Origin of the sequence: Pseudomonas sp. B21128, assembly GCF_044218865.1 — a bacterium.
Taxonomy (GTDB): domain Bacteria; phylum Pseudomonadota; class Gammaproteobacteria; order Pseudomonadales; family Pseudomonadaceae; genus Aquipseudomonas; species Aquipseudomonas iridis.
This window is the reverse complement of sequence record NZ_CP162590.1, coordinates 1,959,722-1,982,261: the sequence shown is the minus strand read 5'-3', so window position 1 is coordinate 1,982,261 and position 22,540 is coordinate 1,959,722. Positions and strand designations below refer to the sequence as shown.

Genomic DNA, 22,540 nt, shown 5'->3' with positions numbered 1-22,540 from the left:
TATATCGCGACGCTTTGCCACGCATAGATGAAACTCTCTTCATACAAGGCAAAAAACGCTTGGTTTGATAGTGTGCATCCATCCAGTATTTGCCCGTATACTCCTACGTTTTCGACGCCCGCCGAGCGAGGCCACTTTGGACAAGATCCTGATACGTGGGGCCCGTACCCACAACCTGAAGAACATCGACCTGACCCTGCCACGGGACAAACTGATCGTCATCACCGGCCTGTCCGGATCCGGCAAGTCGTCCCTGGCCTTCGACACCCTGTACGCCGAAGGTCAGCGCCGCTATGTCGAATCCCTGTCGGCCTACGCCCGGCAGTTCCTGTCGATGATGGAAAAACCTGACGTCGACACCATTGAAGGCCTGTCGCCGGCAATCTCCATCGAACAAAAGTCGACCTCGCACAACCCGCGCTCCACGGTCGGCACCATCACCGAAATCTACGACTACCTGCGCCTGCTCTATGCACGCGTCGGTACGCCGCGCTGCCCGGATCATGATATTCCGCTGGAAGCGCAGACCGTCAGCCAAATGGTCGACCTGGTACTGGCGCAACCGGAAGGCAGCAAACTGATGCTGCTGGCACCGGTGATTCGCGAGCGTAAAGGCGAGCATCTGTCGGTTTTTGAAGAACTGCGTGCGCAAGGTTTCGTCCGCGCCCGGGTCAATGGCCGAATCTGCGAACTCGACGAACTGCCGAAACTGGATAAACAGAAGAAGCACTCGATCGATGTAATCGTCGACCGCTTCAAGGTTCGCGCCGATCTGCAGCAACGTCTGGCCGAGTCCTTCGAGACCGCACTGAAACTGGCGGACGGTATCGCCCTCGTGGCGCCGATGGACGACGAACCGGGCGAAGAGATGATCTTCTCCGCACGCTTTGCCTGCCCGATCTGTGGGCATGCGATCAGCGAACTCGAGCCCAAGCTGTTCTCCTTCAACAACCCGGCCGGCGCTTGCCCGACCTGCGATGGCCTGGGCGTTAAGCAGTTCTTTGACATCAAGCGACTGGTCAACGGCGAACTGACGCTGGCCGAAGGCGCGATCCGCGGCTGGGACAGGCGTAACGTCTATTACTTCCAGATGCTCGGCTCGCTGGCCTCGCACTATGGTTTCAGTCTGGAGAAGCCGTTCAACGAACTGCCGGCCGATCAGCAGAAGTCCATCCTGCACGGCAGCGGCTCGCAGAACGTCGACTTCAAATACCTCAATGACCGTGGCGATATCGTCAAACGTTCGCACCCGTTCGAAGGCATCGTGCCGAACCTGGAGCGACGTTACCGCGAGACGGAATCGGCGAGCGTGCGTGAAGAGCTGGCCAAGTTCCTCAGTACCCAGTCCTGCCCGGATTGCCGTGGCACCCGTCTGCGTCGCGAGGCGCGGCACGTCTGGGTCGGCGAGAAGACTCTGCCGGCGGTGACCAACCTGCCAATCGGCGATGCGTGTGAGTATTTCGGCACGCTGAAGCTGACCGGTCGTCGTGGCGAAATTGCCGACAAGATCCTCAAGGAAATCCGCGAGCGTCTGCAGTTCCTGGTTAACGTCGGGCTGGACTACCTGTCGCTGGACCGCAGCGCGGACACCCTTTCCGGTGGTGAAGCCCAGCGGATTCGTCTGGCCAGCCAGATCGGTGCTGGCCTGGTGGGCGTGCTGTACATCCTCGACGAGCCGTCAATCGGCCTGCACCAGAGGGATAACGACCGACTGCTCGGTACGCTCAAACATCTGCGCGATATCGGCAACACGGTGATCGTGGTCGAACACGATGAAGACGCCATCCGTCTGGCCGATTACGTGGTCGATATCGGTCCGGGCGCTGGCGTGCATGGCGGCCATATCGTCGCTGAAGGTACGCCCGCCGAAGTCATGGCGCACCCGGATTCGCTCACCGGCAAGTATCTTTCGGGCCGGGTGAAGATCGCAGTGCCAGCCAAGCGCACGCCACGCAACAAGAAGCTGACCCTGTCACTCAAGGGCGCGCGCGGCAACAATCTGCGCAATGTCGATCTGGAAATCCCGATCGGCCTGCTGACGTGCGTGACCGGTGTGTCCGGTTCGGGCAAATCGACGCTGATCAACAACACGCTGTTCCCGCTGAGCGCTACGGCACTCAACGGTGCGACCACGCTGGAAGCAGCAGCTCACGACAGCATCAAAGGTCTGGAACATCTCGACAAAGTCGTCGATATCGACCAGAGCCCGATCGGCCGTACGCCGCGCTCCAACCCGGCGACTTACACCGGCCTGTTCACGCCAATCCGCGAACTGTTCGCCGGCGTGCCGGAATCACGCTCGCGCGGTTACGGGCCTGGGCGTTTCTCGTTCAACGTCAAGGGCGGTCGCTGCGAAGCGTGCCAGGGCGACGGTCTGATCAAGGTGGAAATGCACTTCCTGCCGGACATCTATGTGCCGTGCGACGTGTGCAAGAGCAAGCGCTACAACCGCGAAACCCTTGAGATCAAGTACAAGGGCAAGAACATCCACGAAACTCTCGAGATGACGATCGAGGAAGCACGGGTGTTCTTCGATGCGGTGCCGGCACTGGCGCGCAAGCTGCAAACGTTGATGGATGTGGGGCTGTCGTACATCAAGCTCGGGCAGTCGGCGACTACGCTGTCCGGCGGTGAAGCGCAGCGGGTCAAGCTCTCTCGCGAGCTATCCAAACGCGACACCGGCAAGACCCTGTACATCCTCGATGAGCCGACCACAGGCCTGCACTTCGCGGATATCCAGCAATTGCTCGATGTTCTGCATCGCCTGCGCGATCACGGCAACACCGTGGTGGTGATCGAACACAACTTGGACGTGATCAAGACGGCTGACTGGCTGGTTGATCTCGGGCCTGAAGGCGGTTCCAAGGGTGGACAGATCATTGCCACCGGCACACCGGAGGAAGTGGCCGAGATGAAGCAATCTCACACCGGTTACTACCTCAAGCCGTTGCTGATCCGTGATCGTGCCTAAACAGCGGGCATGAAAAAGCCCCTGTCACTTCATCAGTGACAGGGGCTTTTTTATATCTTTGCAATCAGGACGTATGCGACTGCAGATAGTTCTCGAGACCGATGAGCTTGATCAGGCCCAGCTGCTTTTCCAGCCAGTAGGTGTGATCTTCTTCGGTGTCGTTCAGCTGAATTCGCAGGATCTCACGACTGACGTAGTCTTTGTGTTGCTCGCAGAGCTCGATGCCTTTGCACAGCGCAGCGCGGACTTTGTACTCAAGGCGCAGATCCGCTTCGAGCATCTCCGGCACCGTAGTGCCGACATCCAGATCATCCGGACGCATACGCGGTGTGCCTTCAAGCATCAGAATCCGGCGCATCAACGCATCGGCGTGACCCGCCTCTTCTTCCATCTCGTGGTTGATTCGCTCGTAGAGCTTGGTGAACCCCCAGTCCTCATACATCCGCGAATGAACGAAATATTGGTCACGCGCGGCCAGTTCGCCGGTCAGCAACGTGTTGAGGTAATCGATAACATCTGGGTGGCCTTGCATCGCCCTACATCTCCCTGCTTGAAAGGCTGTAGTTTGAACCAACCTGACTGGAAGGTCACCCTTTCTACGCAATAAAAGCGAAGATATTCTGAGAAAAGCGGGCTAAATAACGCAAAAACCGCCCAAATGAGGGCGGTTCTGCTTCTCGTTTAGACTTCGTTAAGCTGTACGTTGAGCAGCGTTGCGATTGCTTCTCCATACGCCGGATCAGCTTTGTAAAAGTGCTGCAATTGGCGGTCGACGACATCAGGCGAAACCCCGCCCATTGCCCCGGCAATGTTGCTGACCAACAGAGCTTTTTGCTCGTCACTCATCAGGCGGAACAGTGCGCCGGCGTGGCTGTAGTAGTCGGTATCTTCGCGGTGATCGTAACGATCAGCCGCACCGCTCAAGGTTAGCGCAGGCTCAGCATAATGCGCCGCTTGCTTTGGCGACTCGATGTAGCTGTTCGGCTCGTAGTTGGGCGCCGCACCACCGTTGCTGCCAAAAGCCATCGAGCCATCACGCTGATAAGTATTCACCGGACTGCGCGGAGCATTCACCGGCAATTGCTGGTGGTTGGTGCCAACACGGTAGCGATGGGCATCAGCGTAAGCGAACACACGACCTTGCAGCATGCGGTCAGGCGAGAGACCGACGCCTGGAACCATGTTGCTTGGGCCGAATGCGGCTTGCTCGACTTCGGCAAAGTAATTCAGGGGATTGCGGTTCAGCTCCAGCTCACCCACTTCGATCAGCGGGAACGCTTTCTGTGACCAGGTCTTGGTGACATCAAACGGGTTCTCGAAATGCGCCGCCGCTTGAGCCTCGGTCATGATCTGGATGCACACGCGCCATTTCGGGAAGTCACCGCGCTCAATCGCTTCGAACAGGTCACGCTGGGCGTAATCCGGATCGGTGCCCGCCAGACGTGCAGCATCTGCCGGCGCGAGGTTTTTGATCCCTTGCTTGGTCTTGTAGTGCCACTTCACCCAGTGACGCTCGCCCTTTGCATTGATCAGGCTGTACGTGTGACTGCCGAAGCCATGCATGTGACGATAGCCGTCGGGAATACCGCGATCAGAGAACAGAATTGTGACCTGGTGCAGCGCTTCGGGTGAGTGCGACCAGAAATCCCACATCATCTGCGCACTTTTCAGGTTGCTTTGTGGCAGACGCTTTTGAGTGTGGATGAAGTCTGGAAACTTCAGGGGATCACGAATAAAGAACACGGGCGTGTTGTTGCCAACGATGTCCCAGTTGCCTTCTTCGGTATAAAACTTCAAAGCGAAACCACGAGGATCGCGCTCGGTATCAGCCGATCCACGCTCGCCACCGACAGTGGAGAATCGCAAAAAGGTCGGGGTTTGCTTGCCCACAGACTCGAACAGCTTGGCGCTGGTGTACTGGGTGATATCGCCAGTAACGGTGAACGTACCGTATGCACCCGAGCCCTTGGCATGCACGCGGCGCTCAGGAATGTTTTCACGGTTGAAATGGGCGAGCTTCTCGAGCAGGTGGAAATCGTCGAGCAGCAGCGGGCCACGCGGGCCGGCAGAGCGAGAATTCTGGTTATCAGCGACGGGGGCGCCACTGGCGGTCGTAAGGGTTTTGCTCTGGTTCATACGGTATTCTTCCTCTTTCAATCTTCAACTGCCGGCTAATCGGCTTGGTGGGAAGTATCGATCATCAACATAACACCTACAAATTCATTAACATTGATGAATCGATAGAGAATTACTAATGACAATTTCCCGCGCATGATGACTAAAGAGCAGAGTCGCAAGCTTGTACGAATCAATCATTTTCTTTCAGGCACAAAAAACCGGGCACTAGGCCCGGTTCTTCGTTTCAGACTGACGTCTTACTCAGCGGATACAGCTTCACCGCCGGTAGCACGATCAACCAACTCGACGTACGCCATAGGCGCGTTGTCGCCAGTGCGGAAGCCGCACTTGAGGATGCGCAGGTAGCCACCCTCACGGGTAGCATAACGCTTGCCCAGGTCGTTGAAGAGCTTACCAACGATAGCTTTCGAACGAGTACGGTCGAAAACCAAACGGCGGTTAGCCAGGCTGTCTGTCTTGGCCAAAGTGATCAGCGGCTCAGCAACGCGACGCAGTTCTTTAGCTTTCGGCAGTGTAGTTTTGATCAGCTCGTGCTCGAACAGCGACACCGCCATGTTTTGGAACATGGCCTTGCGGTGCGAGCTGGTGCGGCTCAGGTGACGACCACTTTTACGATGACGCATGGTTCATTCCTTACCAAACACTACGTTCGGTGATTACGACGATCAGGCAGTCGCCTTGTCGTCCTTCTTAAGACTTGCAGGCGGCCAGTTGTCGAGGCGCATGCCGAGGGACAGACCGCGGGAGGCCAGAACGTCCTTGATTTCAGTCAAGGATTTCTTACCCAGGTTCGGAGTCTTCAACAGCTCTACTTCGGTACGCTGAATCAGGTCACCGATGTAGTAGATGTTTTCCGCCTTAAGGCAGTTAGCCGAACGTACAGTCAGTTCCAGATCGTCAACCGGGCGAAGCAGGATCGGATCGATCTCGTCTTCCTGTTCGACAACCACTGGCTCACTGTCACCTTTGAGGTCGACGAACGCAGCCAACTGCTGTTGCAGAATGGTTGCAGCGCGGCGAATTGCCTCTTCAGGATCCAGAGTACCGTTGGTTTCCAGATCAATAACCAGCTTGTCCAGGTTAGTACGCTGCTCGACACGGGCGTTTTCCACCACGTATGCGATACGGCGAACCGGGCTGAACGAAGAGTCAAGCTGCAAGCGACCGATGCTGCGGCTTTCGTCTTCATCGCTCTGACGCGAGTCGGCTGGTTCATAACCACGACCACGAGCTACAGTGAGCTTCATGTTCAGGGCGCCGTTAGACGCCAGGTTAGCGATTACGTGATCGGGATTAACGATCTCGACATCATGATCCAGCTGAATATCGGCAGCGGTAACCACCCCCGAACCCTTCTTCGACAAGGTCAGCGTAACTTCGTCACGACCGTGCAGCTTGATGGCCAGACCTTTAAGGTTCAACAGGATTTCAATTACGTCTTCCTGTACACCTTCGATGGCGCTGTACTCGTGGAGCACACCGTCAATCTCGGCCTCGACTACTGCGCAGCCGGGCATTGAGGACAACAGGATGCGTCGCAGCGCGTTGCCCAGGGTGTGGCCAAAACCACGCTCGAGAGGCTCGAGAGTGATCTTGGCGCGGGTTGGACTGACAACCTGCACATCAATATGGCGGGGTGTCAGGAACTCATTTACCGAAATCTGCATGGATGCACCTATTTTCTAGCCCTTACTTGGAGTAGAGCTCGACAATCAGGCTTTCGTTGATGTCGGCGGACAGATCACTGCGAGCAGGAACGTTCTTGAAAACGCCCGACTTCTTCTCAGTGTCTACTTCTACCCATTCTACGCGGCCACGTTGGGCACACAGATCGAGAGCTTGGACAATGCGAAGCTGGTTTTTTGCTTTCTCGCGAACTGCAACCACGTCACCAGCACGAACCTGATACGACGGAACGTTTACGGTCTGACCGTTAACGCTGATCGACTTGTGCGATACCAGCTGGCGGGATTCGGCACGAGTCGAACCAAAGCCCATACGGTATACAACGTTGTCCAGACGGCATTCGAGCAGTTGCAGCAGGTTTTCACCGGTTGCACCTTTCTTGCCAGCAGCTTCTTTGTAGTAGCCGCTGAACTGACGCTCGAGAACGCCGTAGATACGACGGACCTTCTGCTTTTCACGCAGTTGGGTGCCGTAGTCGGACTGGCGACCGCGGCGTTGGCCGTGGATACCAGGTGCTGCTTCAATGTTGCACTTCGATTCGATCGCGCGCACGCCGCTCTTCAGGAAGAGATCGGTGCCTTCGCGACGAGCGAGTTTGCATTTTGGACCAATGTAACGAGCCATTCTTTACAATCTCCTGGATTACACGCGGCGCTTCTTCGGCGGACGGCACCCGTTGTGCGGGATTGGCGTCACGTCGGTGATGCTGGCGATCTTATAGCCACAGCCGTTCAATGCACGGACAGCAGACTCACGACCTGGACCTGGACCTTTGACGTTAACGTCGAGGTTTTTCAGGCCATATTCCAGCGCAGCTTGACCAGCACGTTCAGCAGCTACTTGAGCAGCAAACGGGGTGGACTTGCGGGAACCGCGGAAACCCGAACCACCGGAGGTAGCCCAAGAAAGCGCGTTACCTTGACGGTCGGTGATGGTCACGATTGTGTTGTTAAAAGAAGCATGGATGTGGGCGATGCCATCAACCACTGTCTTTTTAACTTTTTTACGAGGACGAGCAGCAGGTTTTGCCATGATTAATTTCCTGTCGATTCGCGTGGGCGATTACTTGCGGATCGGCTTACGCGGACCTTTACGGGTACGCGCGTTAGTCTTGGTACGCTGACCGCGCACTGGAAGACCACGACGATGACGCAGACCGCGGTAGCAACCGAGATCCATCAAACGCTTGATTTTCATGTTGACTTCGCGACGCAGGTCACCTTCAGTGGTGAACTTCGCCACTTCGCCACGCAACTGTTCAATCTGCTCGTCGCTCAGATCTTTGATCTTAGCGGCTGGGTTTACCCCAGTCTCTGCGCAAATTTTCTGCGCAGTAGTGCGACCAACACCATAGATGTAGGTCAGCGAGATAACAGTGTGCTTGTTATCTGGAATGTTAACGCCTGCAATACGGGCCATTCAGTGGGACTCCAATTGACAGCTACCTACGCCCCGGAAGCCAAGAAATAGGGCGCGAGATAATATCGCTGTAATAACAAATAATCAACCCGGCAGCGCACTAGCTGCCGGGCTTCAAGCGGATCACACTCAGCCTTGGCGCTGTTTGTGACGCGGTTCCGCGCTGCAAATTACTCGAACAACACCTTCGCGGCGAATAATTTTGCAGTTACGGCACAGCTTTTTCACCGATGCACGAACTTTCATCACCAACTCCTCGAACCTTATGGGTACTCAGCGCAACATGCCGCTGCCGTAACCCTTCAGGTTGGCTTTCTTCATCAGGGATTCGTACTGGTGCGAAACGAGGTGCGATTGTACTTGGGACATGAAGTCCATCACAACCACGACCACGATCAGCAACGAGGTCCCGCCAAGGTAGAACGGAACGTTTGCCGCAACCACCAGGAACTGGGGCAACAGACATACGGCCGTCATATATAGAGCACCGAACAGGGTCAAGCGGGTCAGAACACCATCAATATAGCGCGCCGACTGCTCGCCTGGACGGATGCCCGGAATAAAGGCACCGGACTTCTTCAGGTTTTCCGCTACGTCTTTCGGATTGAACATCAACGCCGTATAGAAGAAGCAGAAGAAAATAATCCCTGCACTAAACAGCAGAATATTCAACGGCTGACCAGGAGCGATCGACTGCGAGATGTCCTGCAACCAGCCCATACCTTCAGACTGACCGAACCAGGTACCCAACGAAGCCGGGAACAGCAAAATGCTGCTCGCGAAAATAGCCGGAATAACACCGGCCATGTTCACCTTCAGCGGCAAGTGGCTAGTCTGCGCAGCAAAGACCTTACGGCCCTGCTGACGCTTGGCGTAGTGAACAGCAATACGACGCTGACCACGCTCAATGAACACCACAAAACCGATAATCGCTACTGCCAGCAAACCGATCGCAACCAGGGCAAAAATGTTGATGTCACCCTGACGCGCAGACTCGAAAGACTGCCCGATCGCTCTCGGAAGACCGGCGACGATACCTGCGAAAATCAACATCGAGATACCGTTGCCAACACCACGTTCAGTAATCTGCTCACCCAGCCACATCATGAACATCGCACCAGCCACAAAAGTGGATACCGCGACGAAATGGAAGCCAAAGTCACCAGTGAACGATACGCCCTGCCCCGCCAGACCAATGGACATGCCAATAGCCTGAACGAGAGCGAGAACGACAGTGCCGTAGCGGGTGTACTGAGCAATCTTGCGACGCCCAGCTTCACCTTCCTTCTTCAACTGCTCCAACTGCGGGCTGACGGCTGTCATCAGTTGCATGATGATCGATGCCGAAATGTACGGCATGATCCCCAGTGCAAAGATGCTCATCCTTTCCAGCGCGCCGCCAGAGAACATGTTGAACAAGCTAAGAATGGTCCCCTCATTCTGTCGAAACAGTTCTGCGAGTCGGTCCGGGTTGATACCTGGAACCGGGATGTGTGCGCCTATTCGGTAGACGATAATCGCCAGGAACAGAAAACGCAGACGAGCCCAGAGTTCAGACATACCGCCTTTGCCGAGCGCAGAGAGAGCACCTTGCTTAGCCATTTATTCCTCGAACTTGCCGCCAGCTGCTTCGATAGCCGAACGCGCACCTTTGGTGGCGCCGATTCCCTTGCCGATAGTGACAGCGCGAGTCACTTCACCGGACAGCATGATTTTCACACGCTGTACGTTGACGTTAATCACGTTGGCATCTTTCAGGGACTGCACGGTGACGATGTCGCCTTCCACTTTAGCCAGCTCGGACAGACGCACTTCTGCGCGATCCATAGCCTTCAGGGAAACGAAACCGAACTTCGGCAGGCGACGATGCAGCGGCTGTTGACCGCCTTCAAAGCCTGGAGCAATGGTGCCACCGGAGCGGGAGGTCTGACCTTTGTGGCCACGGCCACCAGTCTTACCCAAACCGCTACCGATACCACGGCCCGGACGATGCTTTTCACGACGGGAACCCGGCGCTGGACTCAGATCATTGAGTTTCATCGATTAACCCTCGACACGCAGCATGTAGTAAGCCTTGTTGATCATCCCGCGATTCTCGGGAGTATCCTGGACTTCTACAGTGTGACCGATGCGACGCAGACCCAGACCCTTAACGCACAATTTGTGGTTAGGGATGCGGCCGGTCATGCTTTTGATCAGCGTTACTTTAACGGTAGCCATGATCAGAAGATCTCCTTGACGGTCAAGCCACGCTTGGCGGCAATAGACTCAGGAGATTGCATGGCTTTCAGACCCTTGAAAGTGGCGTGAACCACGTTTACCGGGTTAGTCGAGCCGTAGCACTTGGCCAGAACGTTCTGAACGCCAGCAACTTCGAGGACAGCACGCATAGCGCCACCAGCGATGATACCGGTACCTTCAGAAGCAGGCTGCATGTACACCTTCGAAGCGCCATGAGCGGACTTCATTGCGTACTGCAGAGTGGTGCCGTTCAGGTCAACTTGAATCATGTTGCGGCGAGCAGCTTCCATTGCCTTCTGGATCGCAGCAGGCACTTCACGTGACTTGCCACGGCCGAAGCCAACACGCCCCTTACCATCACCAACCACGGTCAACGCGGTAAAAGTGAAGATACGGCCGCCTTTAACGGTTTTGGCTACGCGGTTAACTTGAACCAGCTTCTCAATGTAGCCTTCGTCGCGCTTTTGGTCGTTATTTGACATAACTTAGAACTCCAGCCCAGCTTCACGAGCAGCATCAGCCAGCGCTTTAACGCGGCCGTGATACTTGAAGCCAGAGCGGTCGAAAGCCACTTGCGAGACGCCAGCGGCCTTAGCACGCGTAGCGACCAGCTGGCCAACCTTTGTGGCCGCGTCGATGTTGCCAGTGGCACCATCACGCAGTTCTTTATCCAAAGTCGAGGCGCTTGCCAAGACCTTGTTGCCGTCGGCCGAGATGACCTGGGCGTAGATGTGCTGCGACGAGCGGAACACGCAGAGACGCACGACTTCGAGTTCGTGCATTTTCAGGCGTGCTTTGCGAGCGCGACGCAGTCGAGTAACTTTTTTGTCGGTCATTTGCTATGCCCTACTTCTTCTTGGCTTCTTTACGACGGACGACTTCGTCCGCGTAGCGCACACCTTTGCCTTTGTACGGCTCTGGTGGACGGAAGTCGCGGATCTCAGCGGCCACTTGACCTACCAGCTGCTTATCGATGCCCTTGATCAGGATATCGGTCTGGCTAGGAGTCTCAGCGGTGATGCCTTCCGGCAGTTCGTAATCCACTGGGTGCGAGAAGCCAAGGGCAAGGTTCAAAACCGTGCCTTTTGCTTGCGCTTTGTAACCAACACCGACCAGCTGGAGCTTACGCTCGAAGCCTTGGCTTACGCCTTGGACCATGTTGTTTACCAACGCACGCGTGGTACCGGCCATTGCGCGAGTTTGTTGATCGCCATTGCGAGCAGCGAAACGCAGCTCACCAGCTTCTTCAACAATCTCAACGGACGAATGGATGTTCAGTTCAAGAGTGCCCTTGGCACCCTTCACCGAAAGCTGTTGGCCTGCGAATTTTACTTCGACACCGGCTGGCAGCTTAACGGGGTTCTTAGCGACGCGAGACATGCTTATCCCCCCTTAGAACACAGTGCAAAGAACTTCGCCGCCGACACCGGCAGCGCGCGCAGCACGATCCGTCATCACACCTTTGTTGGTGGAGACGATAGACACGCCAAGACCGCCACGAACTTTCGGCAGATCTTCAACGGACTTGTACTGACGCAGGCCTGGACGACTAACGCGCTTCACTTCTTCGATAACCGGACGGCCTTCGAAGTACTTCAGCGAGATGGACAACGACGGCTTAGCGTCGGTGGTGATCTGAAAATCCGCGATGTAACCTTCGTCCTTCAGGACTTTTGCTACAGCCACCTTCAGCGTGGAAGACGGCATGCTTACGACAGACTTTTCAGCCATCTGGGCATTACGGATTCGAGTTAGCATGTCCGCTAACGGGTCCTGCATACTCATGGGCTAGACGCTCCTAATACAGAAAAATTAGCCTTGCGGCTACTACTTGTCGCCGAGAACTTCCGGGCATGAAAAACACGGGCTCAGGCGAGCCGGTCATTCTAGACACACCCCAGAAATGAATCAAGCCCCAAAAGGGGCTTGATTCAAATTCAAGGCCACCGATGGTCAGACTCTTGCAAATCCGACCATCAAGGCTTTGACAGCGATTACCAGCTGGCTTTAACCAGACCTGGAACGTCACCACGCATTGCAGCTTCACGCAACTTGTTACGGCCAAGGCCGAACTTGCGATAAACGCCGTGCGGACGACCAGTCAGGCGGCAACGGTTACGCATGCGCGAAGCGCTTGCGTCACGTGGTTGCTTCTGCAGAGCTACGGTAGCTTCCCAACGCGCTTCTGGACTTGCGTTCAGATCAACGATGATAGCTTTCAGCGCTGCACGCTTGGTGGCGTACTTGGCAACAGTGAGCTGACGCTTCAGCTCACGGTTTTTCATGCTCTTCTTGGCCATTTTCCTACTCCAATCAGTTGCGGAACGGGAATTTGAAAGCACGCAGCAGAGCGCGGCCTTCGTCATCGTTCTTGGCAGTGGTGGTCAGGGTAATGTCCAGACCGCGGAGAGCATCGATCTTGTCGTAGTCGATTTCCGGGAAAATGATCTGCTCTTTTACGCCCATGCTGTAGTTACCACGACCATCAAAGGACTTGGCATTCAGGCCGCGGAAGTCGCGAACCCGAGGCAGGGAGATCGACAGCAGACGATCCAGGAACTCATACATACGCTCACGGCGCAGAGTCACCTTGACACCGATCGGCCATCCTTCGCGGACTTTAAAGCCAGCGATGGATTTACGAGCGTAGGTCACAACGACTTTTTGGCCGGTGATCTTTTCCAGGTCAGCAACAGCGTGCTCGATGACTTTTTTGTCGCCGATCGCTTCGCCCAGACCCATGTTCAGGGTGATTTTGGTAACGCGCGGAACTTCCATCACGTTCGAAAGCTTAAGTTCTTCCTTAAGCTTCGGAGCGATTTCCTTCCGGTAAATCTCTTTTAGTCGTGCCATGGTCTTCTACCTAGCAGTGTTCAAGCATCAACCGCTTTTTGGGTCGACTTGAAGACACGAATTTTCTTACCTTCTTCTACTTTGAAACCAACGCGGTCAGCCTTGTTGGTTTCGCCATTGAAGATGGCTACGTTAGAAGCGTGCAGTGGCGCTTCTTTCTCGACGATACCGCCTTGTACGCCCGACATCGGGTTAGGCTTGGTATGACGCTTGACCAGGTTCAGACCACCAACAACCAGACGGTTGTCAGCAAGAACCTTCAGCACCTTACCGCGCTTACCTTTGTCTTTGCCGGCGATCACGATGATCTCGTCGTCACGACGAATCTTTTGCATGTCGGATCTCCTTACAGCACTTCTGGGGCGAGCGAGACGATCTTCATGAACTTCTCAGTACGAAGCTCACGGGTCACTGGCCCAAAGATACGGGTGCCGATCGGCTCTTGCTTGTTGTTCAGAAGAACAGCAGCGTTGCCATCAAAGCGGATAATGGAGCCATCAGCACGACGTACGCCGTGACGAGTGCGGACTACAACAGCAGTCATCACTTGGCCTTTTTTCACTTTACCGCGAGGAATTGCTTCCTTCACGGTAACTTTGATGATGTCACCGATACCAGCGTAACGACGATGGGAGCCACCCAGCACCTTGATGCACATAACACGGCGAGCGCCGCTGTTATCGGCCACATCGAGCATGGATTGAGTCTGAATCATATAATTTCTCCGACCCCTAGTCCTTAGACTTCCACAGCGCGTTCGAGAACATCAACCAGTGCCCAAGACTTGGTCTTGGCCATCGGACGAGTTTCACGAATAGTGACTTTGTCGCCGATATGGCACTGATTGGTTTCGTCGTGCGCGTGCAGCTTAGTCGAACGCTTAACATATTTACCGTAGATCGGGTGCTTAACGCGACGCTCGATCAGAACGGTGATGGTTTTGTCCATCTTGTCGCTGACAACACGGCCAGTCAGCGTACGGACAGTTTTTTCGGCTTCAGCCATGATCACTTACCTGCCTGCTGGTTAAGCACAGTCTTCACGCGAGCGATGTCACGCTTAACTTGCGAGAGCAGATGAGACTGCCCCAACTGGCCAGTTGCTTTCTGCATACGCAGATTGAACTGGTCGCGCAGCAAGCCGAGCAGTTGCTCGTTCAGCTGCTGTGCGGATTTTTCACGAAGTTCATTCGCTTTCATCACATCACCGTCCGTTTAACAAAGGCGGTGGCGAGCGGCAGCTTTGCAGCAGCCAGGGCAAAAGCCTCACGCGCCAGCTCTTCAGTTACACCCTCGATTTCATACAGGACTTTGCCTGGCTGAATCTGGGCTACCCAGTATTCCACGTTACCCTTACCTTTACCCATCCGAACTTCGAGGGGCTTTTTGGAGATCGGCTTGTCCGGGAATACACGGATCCAGATCTTGCCGCCACGTTTAACGTGACGGGTCAGAGCACGACGCGCTGACTCGATCTGACGAGCGGTGAGACGACCACGAGCTACAGACTTCAGCGCGAACTCGCCGAAGCTGACTTTGCTACCGCGCTGAGCCAGGCCACGGTTGTGACCTGTCATCTGCTTGCGGAACTTCGTACGCTTAGGTTGCAACATTTGGCGTACCCCTTACTTAGCAGCTTTTTTACGAGGCGCTGGTGCTTGTGGTTTCAGTTCTTCTTGGCGACCACCAATTACTTCGCCTTTGAAGATCCAAACCTTTACACCGATCACACCGTAAGTGGTGTGAGCTTCGTAGTTGGCATAGTCGATGTCGGCACGCAGGGTGTGCAATGGCACACGCCCTTCGCGATACCATTCAGTACGTGCGATTTCAGCACCGCCGAGACGACCGCTCACTTGGATTTTGATGCCTTTGGCACCAATGCGCATGGCGTTCTGAACAGCGCGCTTCATAGCGCGACGGAACATTACGCGACGCTCCAGCTGCTGAGCTACGCTCTGCGCAACCAGCATACCGTCGAGCTCCGGCTTGCGGATCTCTTCGATATTGATGTGCACAGGCACACCCATTTGCTTGGTCAGGTCCTGACGCAGTTTCTCAACATCTTCACCTTTCTTCCCGATAACGATACCTGGACGAGCAGTGTGGATGGTGATACGTGCAGTTTGCGCCGGACGATGGATATCGATACGGCTTACGGACGCGCTTTTTAGTTTGTCTTGGAGATACTCACGCACCTTCAGATCAGCGAACAAATAGTCCGCATAAGTCCGACCGTCTGCGTACCAGACGGAGGTGTGCTCCTTGACGATTCCCAGGCGAATGCCAATGGGATGTACTTTCTGACCCATCTCTTCGACTCCGTTACTTGTCAGCAACCTTGACAGTGATATGGCAAGACCGCTTGACGATGCGATCAGCACGGCCTTTGGCACGTGGCATGATGCGCTTCAGCGAACGCCCTTCGTTGACGAAAACGGTGCTGACCTTCAGGTCATCAACGTCTGCGCCTTCGTTATGCTCGGCGTTGGCTACGGCCGACTCCAGCACTTTCTTCATGATCTCGGCGGCTTTCTTACTGCTGAAAGCCAACAAGTTGAGCGCTTCGCCCACCTTCTTCCCGCGAATCTGGTCGGCGACCAAGCGGGCTTTCTGGGCGGAGATTCGAGCGCCCGACAACTTAGCGGCTACTTCCATTTCCTAACCCCTTAACGCTTGGCTTTCTTGTCTGCCACGTGCCCACGATAAGTGCGGGTACCGGCAAACTCGCCCAGTTTGTGGCCGACCATGTCTTCGTTAACGAGAACTGGGACGTGTTGACGACCGTTGTGTACTGCGATGGTCAGACCGACCATTTGTGGCAGGATCATCGAACGACGCGACCAAGTCTTAATTGGTTTGCGATCGTTCTTTTCCGCCGCCACTTCGATCTTCTTCAGTAGGTGAAGATCAATAAAAGGACCTTTTTTCAGAGAACGTGGCACTGTCGTATCCCTCTATTTACTTGCGACGACGGACGATCATTTTGTCGGTACGCTTATTACCACGAGTCTTCGCGCCCTTAGTCGGGAAGCCCCATGGCGATACCGGATGACGACCACCAGAGGTACGACCTTCACCACCACCATGTGGGTGGTCAACCGGGTTCATGGCAACACCACGAACGGTTGGGCGAACGCCACGCCAGCGCTTGGCACCAGCTTTACCCAGCGAACGCAGGCTGTGCTCGGAGTTCGAGACTTCACCCAGGGTCGCACGGCATTCAGCCAGGACTTTACGCATTTCACCGGAGCGAAGACGCAGGGTAACGTACACACCTTCACGAGCGATCAGCTGAGCCGAGGCACCAGCGGAACGAGCGATCTGCGCGCCTTTACCTGGCTTCAATTCGATGCCGTGTACGGTGCTACCAACTGGAATGCTGCGCAGTTGCAACTGGTTGCCTGGCTTGATCGGAGCCAAAGCACCCGAAATCAGCTGGTCGCCAGCGCTCACGCCTTTAGGGGCGATGATGTAACGGCGTTCGCCGTCTGCGTACAACATAAGAGCAATGTGAGCAGTACGGTTTGGATCGTATTCAATACGCTCAACAGTGGCTGGAATGCCATCTTTGTCGTTGCGACGGAAGTCGACCATACGATAATGCTGCTTATGACCACCACCTATGTGACGGGTAGTAATACGGCCATTGTTGTTACGACCACCAGTCTTCGATTTTTTCTCGAGCAGCGGTGCGTGAGGAGCGCCTTTATGCAGCTCCTGGTTGACCACCTTGACCACAAAACGGCGGCCAGGGGAAGTCGGTTTGCATTTAACGATTGCCATGATGCACCCCTTCCTTACTCAGCACTGCTGCTGAAATCGAGATCTTGGCCTGGCTGAAGGGAGATAACTGCCTTCTTCCAGTCATTACGCTTGCCCAGACCGCGAGCCGTGCGCTTGCTCTTACCCAAAACGTTCAGGGTAGTAACACGCTCAACTTTCACGCTGAACAGGCTTTCGACGGCCTTCTTGATTTCCAGCTTGGTTGCGTCAGTTGCAACCTTGAAAACGAACTGGCCCTTCTTGTCAGCCAGAACCGTAGCCTTTTCGGAAACGTGCGGGCCAAGCAGAACTTTAAATACGCGTTCCTGGTTCATCCCAGCAGCTCCTCGAATTTCTTCACGGCCGACACGGTGATCAACACCTTGTCGTATGCGATCAGACTAACTGGATCGGAACCTTGAACGTCACGTACATCTACGTGCGGCAGGTTACGAGCAGCCAGGTACAGGTTCTGATCAACAGCGTCCGACACGATGAGAACATCGGTCAGGCTCATGTTGTTCAGCTTGCCCAGCAGATCTTTGGTTTTCGGAGTTTCAACAGCGAAATCCTGAACCACGACCAGACGATCAGTACGCACCAGCTCAGCAAGGATGGAACGCATTGCTGCGCGGTACATCTTCTTGTTCAGCTTCTGGGAGTGATCCTGCGGACGAGCTGCGAAAGTGGTACCGCCGCCACGCCAGATTGGGCTACGGATAGTACCGGCACGAGCACGGCCAGTACCTTTCTGACGCCATGGGCGCTTACCGCCACCACGAACGTCGGAACGGGTCTTTTGCTGCTTGCTACCTTGACGGCCGCCGGCCATGTAGGCCACGACTGCTTGGTGAACCAGCGTCTCGTTGAATTCGCCGCCAAATGTCAGTTCGGAAACTTCGATCGCTTGAGCGTCATTTACATTTAATTGCATGTCAGCTTCCCCTTAACCGCGAGCCTTGGCTGCTGGACGTACAACCAGGTTGCCGCCAGTAGCGCCAGGAACAGCGCCCTTGACCAACAACAGATTGCGTTCAGCGTCCACGCGCACTACTTCCAGGGACTGCACGGTCACGCGCTCAGCGCCCATATGACCGGACATTTTTTTGCCCTTGAATACACGACCAGGAGTCTGGCACTGGCCGATAGAGCCTGGGACGCGGTGGGATACGGAGTTACCGTGGGTGTTATCTTGCCCGCGGAAATTCCAACGCTTGATCGTACCCTGGAAACCCTTACCCTTGGACTGACCGGTTACATCAACCAGTTGGCCAGCGGCGAAGATTTCAGCGTTGATCAGATCGCCAGCCTGGTAGTCGCCTTCTTCAAGACGGAACTCCATGACAGTGCGACCAGCGGCAACGTTCGCCTTAGCGAAGTGGCCAGCCTGAGCAGCTGTAACACGCGAAGCACGACGCTCGCCTACAGTGACTTGCACTGCACGATAGCCATCGGTCTCTTCAGTTTTGAACTGGGTGACGCGATTCGGCTCGATCTCAATGACCGTGACCGGAATGGAGACACCTTCTTCGGTGAAAATACGGGTCATACCGCATTTACGACCGACTACACCAATAGTCATGTTGTAAACCTCATGAGTGTACGGGGCTTTCACCCGCTATGGCCGCCCATTTCAGAGCGTTACACGACTAAGACCGAGTCTTAGCCGAGGCTGATCTGCACTTCCACACCGGCCGCAAGATCAAGCTTCATAAGTGCATCAACGGTTTTATCCGTTGGCTGGACGATGTCCAGTACGCGCTTATGAGTACGGATCTCGTACTGGTCACGCGCGTCTTTGTTGACGTGCGGGGAGACCAGAACGGTGAACCGCTCTTTACGGGTAGGCAGTGGAATTGGACCACGCACTTGAGCACCAGTACGTTTCGCGGTTTCCACGATTTCCTGGGTGGATTGGTCGATCAGGCGATGGTCAAAAGCCTTCAACCTGATACGGATTTGCTGATTTTGCATTGGATTTCAGACTCCGGCTGCTATTCCCACCGAGCGCAATACGCCCGTTAAAAGGAGGCGCAATTCTATAGACGCCCCAGATTGGTGTCAACCCAATAAAAAAGCCCCCGCTAAGCGGAGGCTTTCTTCAATTCATCATTTAACTCAAAAGAGTTAGGCGATGATTTTGGCTACGACGCCAGCGCCGACGGTACGACCGCCTTCACGGATAGCGAAACGCAGACCGTCTTCCATTGCGATGGTCTTGATCAGGGTGACAACCATTTTGATGTTGTCGCCCGGCATTACCATTTCAACGCCTTCCGGCAGTTCGCAGTTACCGGTCACGTCAGTGGTCCGGAAGTAGAACTGTGGACGGTAGCCTTTGAAGAACGGAGTGTGACGACCGCCTTCTTCTTTGCTCAACACGTACACTTCAGCTTCGAAGGTAGTGTGCGGCTTAACCGAACCCGGCTTAACCAGAACCTGGCCACGCTCTACGTCGTCACGCTTGGTGCCGCGCAGCAGCACGCCGCAGTTCTCGCCAGCACGACCTTCGTCGAGCAGCTTACGGAACATTTCAACACCGGTGCAGGTGGTGACAGTAGTGTCACGCAGACCAACGATTTCCAGTGGATCCTGAACGCGAACGATACCGCGCTCGATACGGCCAGTTACAACAGTACCGCGACCCGAGATCGAGAATACGTCTTCGATTGGCATCAGGAACGGCTTGTCGATTACGCGAACTGGATCCGGAATGTAGCTGTCCAGAGTCTCAACCAGCTTACGAACGGCAGAGGTGCCCATTTCGTTGTCGTCTTTGCCTTCCAGAGCCATACGAGCCGAACCGATGATGATCGGAGTGTCGTCGCCTGGGAAGTCATAGGTGGACAGCAGGTCGCGAACTTCCATCTCAACCAGTTCCAGCAGCTCAGCGTCGTCTACCAGGTCAGCCTTGTTCAGGAAGACCACGATGTACGGAACGCCAACCTGGCGGGACAGCAGGATGTGCTCACGGGTTTGTGGCATCGGACCATCAGCGGCCGAGCAAACCAGGATTGCGCCGTCCATCTGAGCAGCACCAGTGATCATGTTCTTCACATAGTCAGCGTGACCTGGGCAGTCAACGTGAGCGTAGTGACGGATCAGCGAGTTGTATTCAACGTGCGCGGTGTTGATGGTGATACCACGAGCTTTTTCTTCTGGTGCGCTGTCGATCTTGTCGAAGTCAACGATTGCGGAACCGAAAACTTCGGAGCAAACGCGAGTCAGAGCAGCAGTCAGAGTGGTTTTACCGTGGTCAACGTGACCAATGGTGCCAACGTTGACGTGCGGTAGGGAACGATCAAATTTTTCTTTAGCCACGACAATTAACTCCTAGCCTAAAGGGGCTGAATCAGCCTTGTTTTTTGGTAACAGACTCGACGATGTGCGACGGGGCTGTATCGTATTTTTTGAATTCCATAGAGTAGCTTGCGCGACCCTGGGACATGGAACGAACGTCGGTCGCATAACCGAACATTTCACCCAGCGGAACTTCGGCACGAATTACTTTGCCGGAGACCGTGTCTTCCATACCCTGGATCATGCCGCGACGACGGTTAAGGTCGCCCATCACATCACCCATATAGTCTTCAGGCGTAACAACCTCTACAGCCATGATCGGCTCGAGCAACTCACCACCACCCTTCTGGGCCAGTTGCTTGGTCGCCATGGAAGCAGCCACTTTAAACGCCATCTCGTTGGAGTCGACGTCGTGGTAAGAACCATCGAACACGGTAGCCTTCAGGCCGATCAGCGGATAGCCGGCAACAACGCCGTTCTTCATCTGCTCTTCGATACCCTTCTGGATAGCCGGGATGTATTCCTTAGGAACCACACCACCTACTACTTCGTTCACGAATTGCAGACCTTCCTGACCTTCGTCAGCAGGAGCAAAACGAATCCAGCAGTGACCGAACTGGCCACGACCGCCGGACTGGCGAACGAACTTGCCTTCGATTTCGCAGTTCTTCGTGATGCGCTCACGATAGGAAACCTGAGGCTTGCCGATGTTGGCTTCGACGTTGAACTCACGGCGCATCCGGTCAACCAGGATGTCCAGGTGCAGCTCGCCCATGCCGGAGATGATCGTTTGACCAGTCTCTTCATCAGTCTTAACGCGGAAAGAAGGGTCTTCCTGAGCAAGTTTGCCCAGAGCGATACCCATTTTTTCCTGGTCATCCTTGGTCTTAGGCTCTACGGCAACCGAAATAACCGGCTCCGGGAAGTCCATACGAACCAGAATGATTGGCTTGTCAGCGTTGCAGAGGGTTTCACCAGTGGTGACGTCCTTCATGCCGATCAGGGCCGCGATGTCACCAGCGCGCACTTCCTTGATCTCTTCACGGGCGTTTGCGTGCATTTGCACCATACGGCCCACGCGCTCTTTCTTGCCCTTAACCGAGTTGATCACGCCGTCGCCGGAGTTCAACACGCCCGAGTAAACGCGGACGAAGGTCAAAGTACCCACGAATGGGTCGGTAGCGATCTTGAACGCCAAAGCCGAGAACGGCTCCGCATCGTCTGCGTGACGCTCCAGCTCGATTTCCTCGTTATCCGGGTCAGTACCCTTGATAGCAGGAATATCGGTTGGCGCAGGCAGGAAGTCGATAACGGCGTCGAGAACCAGGGGAACACCCTTGTTCTTGAAGGAAGAACCGCAAACGGCCAGAACGATTTCGCCGGCGATAGTACGCTGACGCAAAGCAGCTTTGATCTCTTCGATCGTCAGCTCTTCGCCTTCCAGGTACTTGTTCATCAGCTCTTCGTTGGCTTCGGCAGCAGCCTGAACCATGTTGTCGCGCCATTCGGCAGCCAATTCCTGCATATCTTCAGGAACAGGCTTACGAACAGGAACCATACCTTTATCAGCATCATTCCAGTACACAGCTTCCATGTTGATCAGATCAATCTGACCCTGGAAGTTGTCTTCCGAACCGATAGCCAACTGGATCGGCACCGGAGTGTGACCCAGACGCTTTTTGATCTGTTCGATCACGCGCAGGAAGTTCGCACCAGCACGGTCCATCTTGTTTACGTAAACAAGACGTGGAACACCGTATTTGTTGGCTTGACGCCATACGGTTTCCGACTGAGGCTCAACACCCGAAGTACCGCAGAACACAACGACAGCGCCGTCGAGTACGCGCAGGGAACGTTCAACTTCAATGGTGAAGTCTACGTGGCCCGGGGTATCGATTACGTTGAAGCGGTGCTCGTCTTTGTACTGCTTAGCAGAACCTTTCCAGAAGGCGGTAATGGCAGCAGAAGTAATGGTAATACCACGCTCCTGCTCCTGAACCATCCAGTCTGTGGTCGCGGCGCCGTCATGCACCTCGCCCATTTTGTGACTTTTGCCAGTGTAAAAAAGGACGCGCTCGGTGGTGGTGGTTTTACCAGCATCCACGTGAGCGACGATACCGATGTTACGGTAGCGACTAATCGGAGTAGTACGAGCCATAAAGCCCTC

Annotated in this window: 33 protein-coding genes; 1 reads left to right on the top strand and 32 read right to left on the bottom strand. The window is 55.0% G+C overall.

Annotated elements, in window-relative coordinates:
• Window positions 1-136: 136 nt before the first annotated feature.
• On the top strand, window positions 137-2,971 hold the full coding sequence (gene uvrA / locus AB4P91_RS08825) for an excinuclease ABC subunit UvrA (RefSeq protein ID WP_042561335.1): 2,835 nt from the start codon (window positions 137-139) through the stop codon (window positions 2,969-2,971).
• A 64-nt stretch (window positions 2,972-3,035) separates the two neighbouring features.
• Here the strand turns inward: uvrA and bfr are convergent, their stop codons facing one another.
• From bfr to fusA, 32 genes are all read right to left on the bottom strand, one after another.
• Entirely contained in the window at window positions 3,036-3,503 is a 468-nt protein-coding gene (gene bfr, locus AB4P91_RS08820) for a bacterioferritin (RefSeq protein ID WP_047303712.1), read from the bottom strand.
• A gap of 149 nt (window positions 3,504-3,652) precedes the next feature.
• On the bottom strand, window positions 3,653-5,107 hold the full coding sequence (locus AB4P91_RS08815; RefSeq protein ID WP_395604639.1) for a catalase: 1,455 nt from the start codon (window positions 5,105-5,107) through the stop codon (window positions 3,653-3,655).
• Window positions 5,108-5,346: 239 nt separating this feature from the next.
• Window positions 5,347-5,733: a 50S ribosomal protein L17 gene (gene rplQ, locus AB4P91_RS08810; protein WP_042561338.1), complete on the bottom strand. Its 387-nt coding sequence runs from the start codon at window positions 5,731-5,733 to the stop codon at window positions 5,347-5,349.
• A gap of 42 nt (window positions 5,734-5,775) precedes the next feature.
• A complete protein-coding gene (locus AB4P91_RS08805; protein ID WP_003186012.1) occupies window positions 5,776-6,777 on the bottom strand; it encodes a DNA-directed RNA polymerase subunit alpha in 1,002 nt (333 codons plus the stop codon).
• A gap of 22 nt (window positions 6,778-6,799) precedes the next feature.
• Window positions 6,800-7,420: a 30S ribosomal protein S4 gene (rpsD, locus tag AB4P91_RS08800; protein WP_003176404.1), complete on the bottom strand. Its 621-nt coding sequence runs from the start codon at window positions 7,418-7,420 to the stop codon at window positions 6,800-6,802.
• A gap of 18 nt (window positions 7,421-7,438) precedes the next feature.
• On the bottom strand, window positions 7,439-7,828 hold the full coding sequence (gene rpsK / locus AB4P91_RS08795) for a 30S ribosomal protein S11 (protein WP_002555466.1): 390 nt from the start codon (window positions 7,826-7,828) through the stop codon (window positions 7,439-7,441).
• Between the two features lie 30 nt (window positions 7,829-7,858).
• A complete protein-coding gene (gene rpsM, locus AB4P91_RS08790; protein WP_150595171.1) occupies window positions 7,859-8,215 on the bottom strand; it encodes a 30S ribosomal protein S13 in 357 nt (118 codons plus the stop codon).
• A gap of 129 nt (window positions 8,216-8,344) precedes the next feature.
• On the bottom strand, window positions 8,345-8,461 hold the full coding sequence (rpmJ, locus tag AB4P91_RS08785) for a 50S ribosomal protein L36 (protein ID WP_002555468.1): 117 nt from the start codon (window positions 8,459-8,461) through the stop codon (window positions 8,345-8,347).
• Window positions 8,462-8,488: 27 nt separating this feature from the next.
• Window positions 8,489-9,817, bottom strand: a complete 1,329-nt coding sequence (secY, locus tag AB4P91_RS08780; protein ID WP_150595170.1) for a preprotein translocase subunit SecY — start codon at window positions 9,815-9,817, stop codon at window positions 8,489-8,491.
• A complete protein-coding gene (gene rplO, locus AB4P91_RS08775) occupies window positions 9,818-10,255 on the bottom strand; it encodes a 50S ribosomal protein L15 (protein ID WP_042561340.1) in 438 nt (145 codons plus the stop codon).
• Between the two features lie 3 nt (window positions 10,256-10,258).
• Window positions 10,259-10,435 (bottom strand): 50S ribosomal protein L30, encoded by a 177-nt coding sequence (gene rpmD, locus AB4P91_RS08770; protein ID WP_003176408.1) that lies wholly within the window; start codon window positions 10,433-10,435, stop codon window positions 10,259-10,261.
• A 2-nt stretch (window positions 10,436-10,437) separates the two neighbouring features.
• Entirely contained in the window at window positions 10,438-10,938 is a 501-nt protein-coding gene (gene rpsE / locus AB4P91_RS08765) for a 30S ribosomal protein S5 (protein ID WP_003176409.1), read from the bottom strand.
• A 3-nt stretch (window positions 10,939-10,941) separates the two neighbouring features.
• Entirely contained in the window at window positions 10,942-11,292 is a 351-nt protein-coding gene (rplR, locus tag AB4P91_RS08760) for a 50S ribosomal protein L18 (RefSeq protein WP_003186037.1), read from the bottom strand.
• Between the two features lie 10 nt (window positions 11,293-11,302).
• Window positions 11,303-11,836: a 50S ribosomal protein L6 gene (gene rplF / locus AB4P91_RS08755; RefSeq protein ID WP_003176412.1), complete on the bottom strand. Its 534-nt coding sequence runs from the start codon at window positions 11,834-11,836 to the stop codon at window positions 11,303-11,305.
• A gap of 12 nt (window positions 11,837-11,848) precedes the next feature.
• On the bottom strand, window positions 11,849-12,241 hold the full coding sequence (gene rpsH, locus AB4P91_RS08750) for a 30S ribosomal protein S8 (protein WP_007966178.1): 393 nt from the start codon (window positions 12,239-12,241) through the stop codon (window positions 11,849-11,851).
• Between the two features lie 209 nt (window positions 12,242-12,450).
• Window positions 12,451-12,756 (bottom strand): 30S ribosomal protein S14, encoded by a 306-nt coding sequence (rpsN, locus tag AB4P91_RS08745; protein WP_003228726.1) that lies wholly within the window; start codon window positions 12,754-12,756, stop codon window positions 12,451-12,453.
• Between the two features lie 13 nt (window positions 12,757-12,769).
• Window positions 12,770-13,309 (bottom strand): 50S ribosomal protein L5, encoded by a 540-nt coding sequence (gene rplE, locus AB4P91_RS08740; RefSeq protein WP_003210069.1) that lies wholly within the window; start codon window positions 13,307-13,309, stop codon window positions 12,770-12,772.
• 20 nt (window positions 13,310-13,329) lie between these two features.
• A complete protein-coding gene (rplX, locus tag AB4P91_RS08735; RefSeq protein WP_042561341.1) occupies window positions 13,330-13,644 on the bottom strand; it encodes a 50S ribosomal protein L24 in 315 nt (104 codons plus the stop codon).
• A gap of 11 nt (window positions 13,645-13,655) precedes the next feature.
• Window positions 13,656-14,024, bottom strand: a complete 369-nt coding sequence (gene rplN / locus AB4P91_RS08730; RefSeq protein WP_002555479.1) for a 50S ribosomal protein L14 — start codon at window positions 14,022-14,024, stop codon at window positions 13,656-13,658.
• 23 nt (window positions 14,025-14,047) lie between these two features.
• On the bottom strand, window positions 14,048-14,314 hold the full coding sequence (gene rpsQ / locus AB4P91_RS08725) for a 30S ribosomal protein S17 (RefSeq protein WP_003194644.1): 267 nt from the start codon (window positions 14,312-14,314) through the stop codon (window positions 14,048-14,050).
• A 2-nt stretch (window positions 14,315-14,316) separates the two neighbouring features.
• On the bottom strand, window positions 14,317-14,508 hold the full coding sequence (rpmC, locus tag AB4P91_RS08720; RefSeq protein ID WP_002555481.1) for a 50S ribosomal protein L29: 192 nt from the start codon (window positions 14,506-14,508) through the stop codon (window positions 14,317-14,319).
• Window positions 14,508-14,921, bottom strand: a complete 414-nt coding sequence (gene rplP, locus AB4P91_RS08715) for a 50S ribosomal protein L16 (RefSeq protein ID WP_003232424.1) — start codon at window positions 14,919-14,921, stop codon at window positions 14,508-14,510. The genes rpmC and rplP overlap by 1 nt, the downstream gene beginning before the upstream one ends.
• A gap of 12 nt (window positions 14,922-14,933) precedes the next feature.
• Window positions 14,934-15,620: a 30S ribosomal protein S3 gene (gene rpsC / locus AB4P91_RS08710; RefSeq protein WP_003176422.1), complete on the bottom strand. Its 687-nt coding sequence runs from the start codon at window positions 15,618-15,620 to the stop codon at window positions 14,934-14,936.
• A 13-nt stretch (window positions 15,621-15,633) separates the two neighbouring features.
• On the bottom strand, window positions 15,634-15,966 hold the full coding sequence (gene rplV / locus AB4P91_RS08705) for a 50S ribosomal protein L22 (RefSeq protein ID WP_003103908.1): 333 nt from the start codon (window positions 15,964-15,966) through the stop codon (window positions 15,634-15,636).
• Between the two features lie 11 nt (window positions 15,967-15,977).
• A complete protein-coding gene (rpsS, locus tag AB4P91_RS08700; protein ID WP_003228731.1) occupies window positions 15,978-16,253 on the bottom strand; it encodes a 30S ribosomal protein S19 in 276 nt (91 codons plus the stop codon).
• A 16-nt stretch (window positions 16,254-16,269) separates the two neighbouring features.
• Window positions 16,270-17,094 carry a 50S ribosomal protein L2 gene (rplB, locus tag AB4P91_RS08695; RefSeq protein ID WP_042561342.1) on the bottom strand — a complete coding sequence of 275 codons (825 nt, stop codon included), beginning with the start codon at window positions 17,092-17,094 and terminating at the stop codon, window positions 16,270-16,272.
• A gap of 14 nt (window positions 17,095-17,108) precedes the next feature.
• Window positions 17,109-17,408 (bottom strand): 50S ribosomal protein L23, encoded by a 300-nt coding sequence (rplW, locus tag AB4P91_RS08690; RefSeq protein WP_002555488.1) that lies wholly within the window; start codon window positions 17,406-17,408, stop codon window positions 17,109-17,111.
• Window positions 17,405-18,007: a 50S ribosomal protein L4 gene (gene rplD, locus AB4P91_RS08685; protein WP_003228735.1), complete on the bottom strand. Its 603-nt coding sequence runs from the start codon at window positions 18,005-18,007 to the stop codon at window positions 17,405-17,407. Before rplD ends, rplW begins: the two co-directional genes overlap by 4 nt.
• Window positions 18,008-18,019: 12 nt before the next feature.
• On the bottom strand, window positions 18,020-18,655 hold the full coding sequence (rplC, locus tag AB4P91_RS08680) for a 50S ribosomal protein L3 (RefSeq protein ID WP_007253310.1): 636 nt from the start codon (window positions 18,653-18,655) through the stop codon (window positions 18,020-18,022).
• Between the two features lie 80 nt (window positions 18,656-18,735).
• Complete coding sequence (rpsJ, locus tag AB4P91_RS08675; RefSeq protein ID WP_003186070.1) at window positions 18,736-19,047, bottom strand: 30S ribosomal protein S10; 312 nt, start codon at window positions 19,045-19,047, stop codon at window positions 18,736-18,738.
• Window positions 19,048-19,200: 153 nt separating this feature from the next.
• Window positions 19,201-20,394 (bottom strand): elongation factor Tu, encoded by a 1,194-nt coding sequence (gene tuf, locus AB4P91_RS08670; protein ID WP_150595169.1) that lies wholly within the window; start codon window positions 20,392-20,394, stop codon window positions 19,201-19,203.
• 31 nt (window positions 20,395-20,425) lie between these two features.
• Window positions 20,426-22,531, bottom strand: a complete 2,106-nt coding sequence (gene fusA / locus AB4P91_RS08665; RefSeq protein WP_150595168.1) for an elongation factor G — start codon at window positions 22,529-22,531, stop codon at window positions 20,426-20,428.
• Window positions 22,532-22,540: the final 9 nt, after the last annotated feature.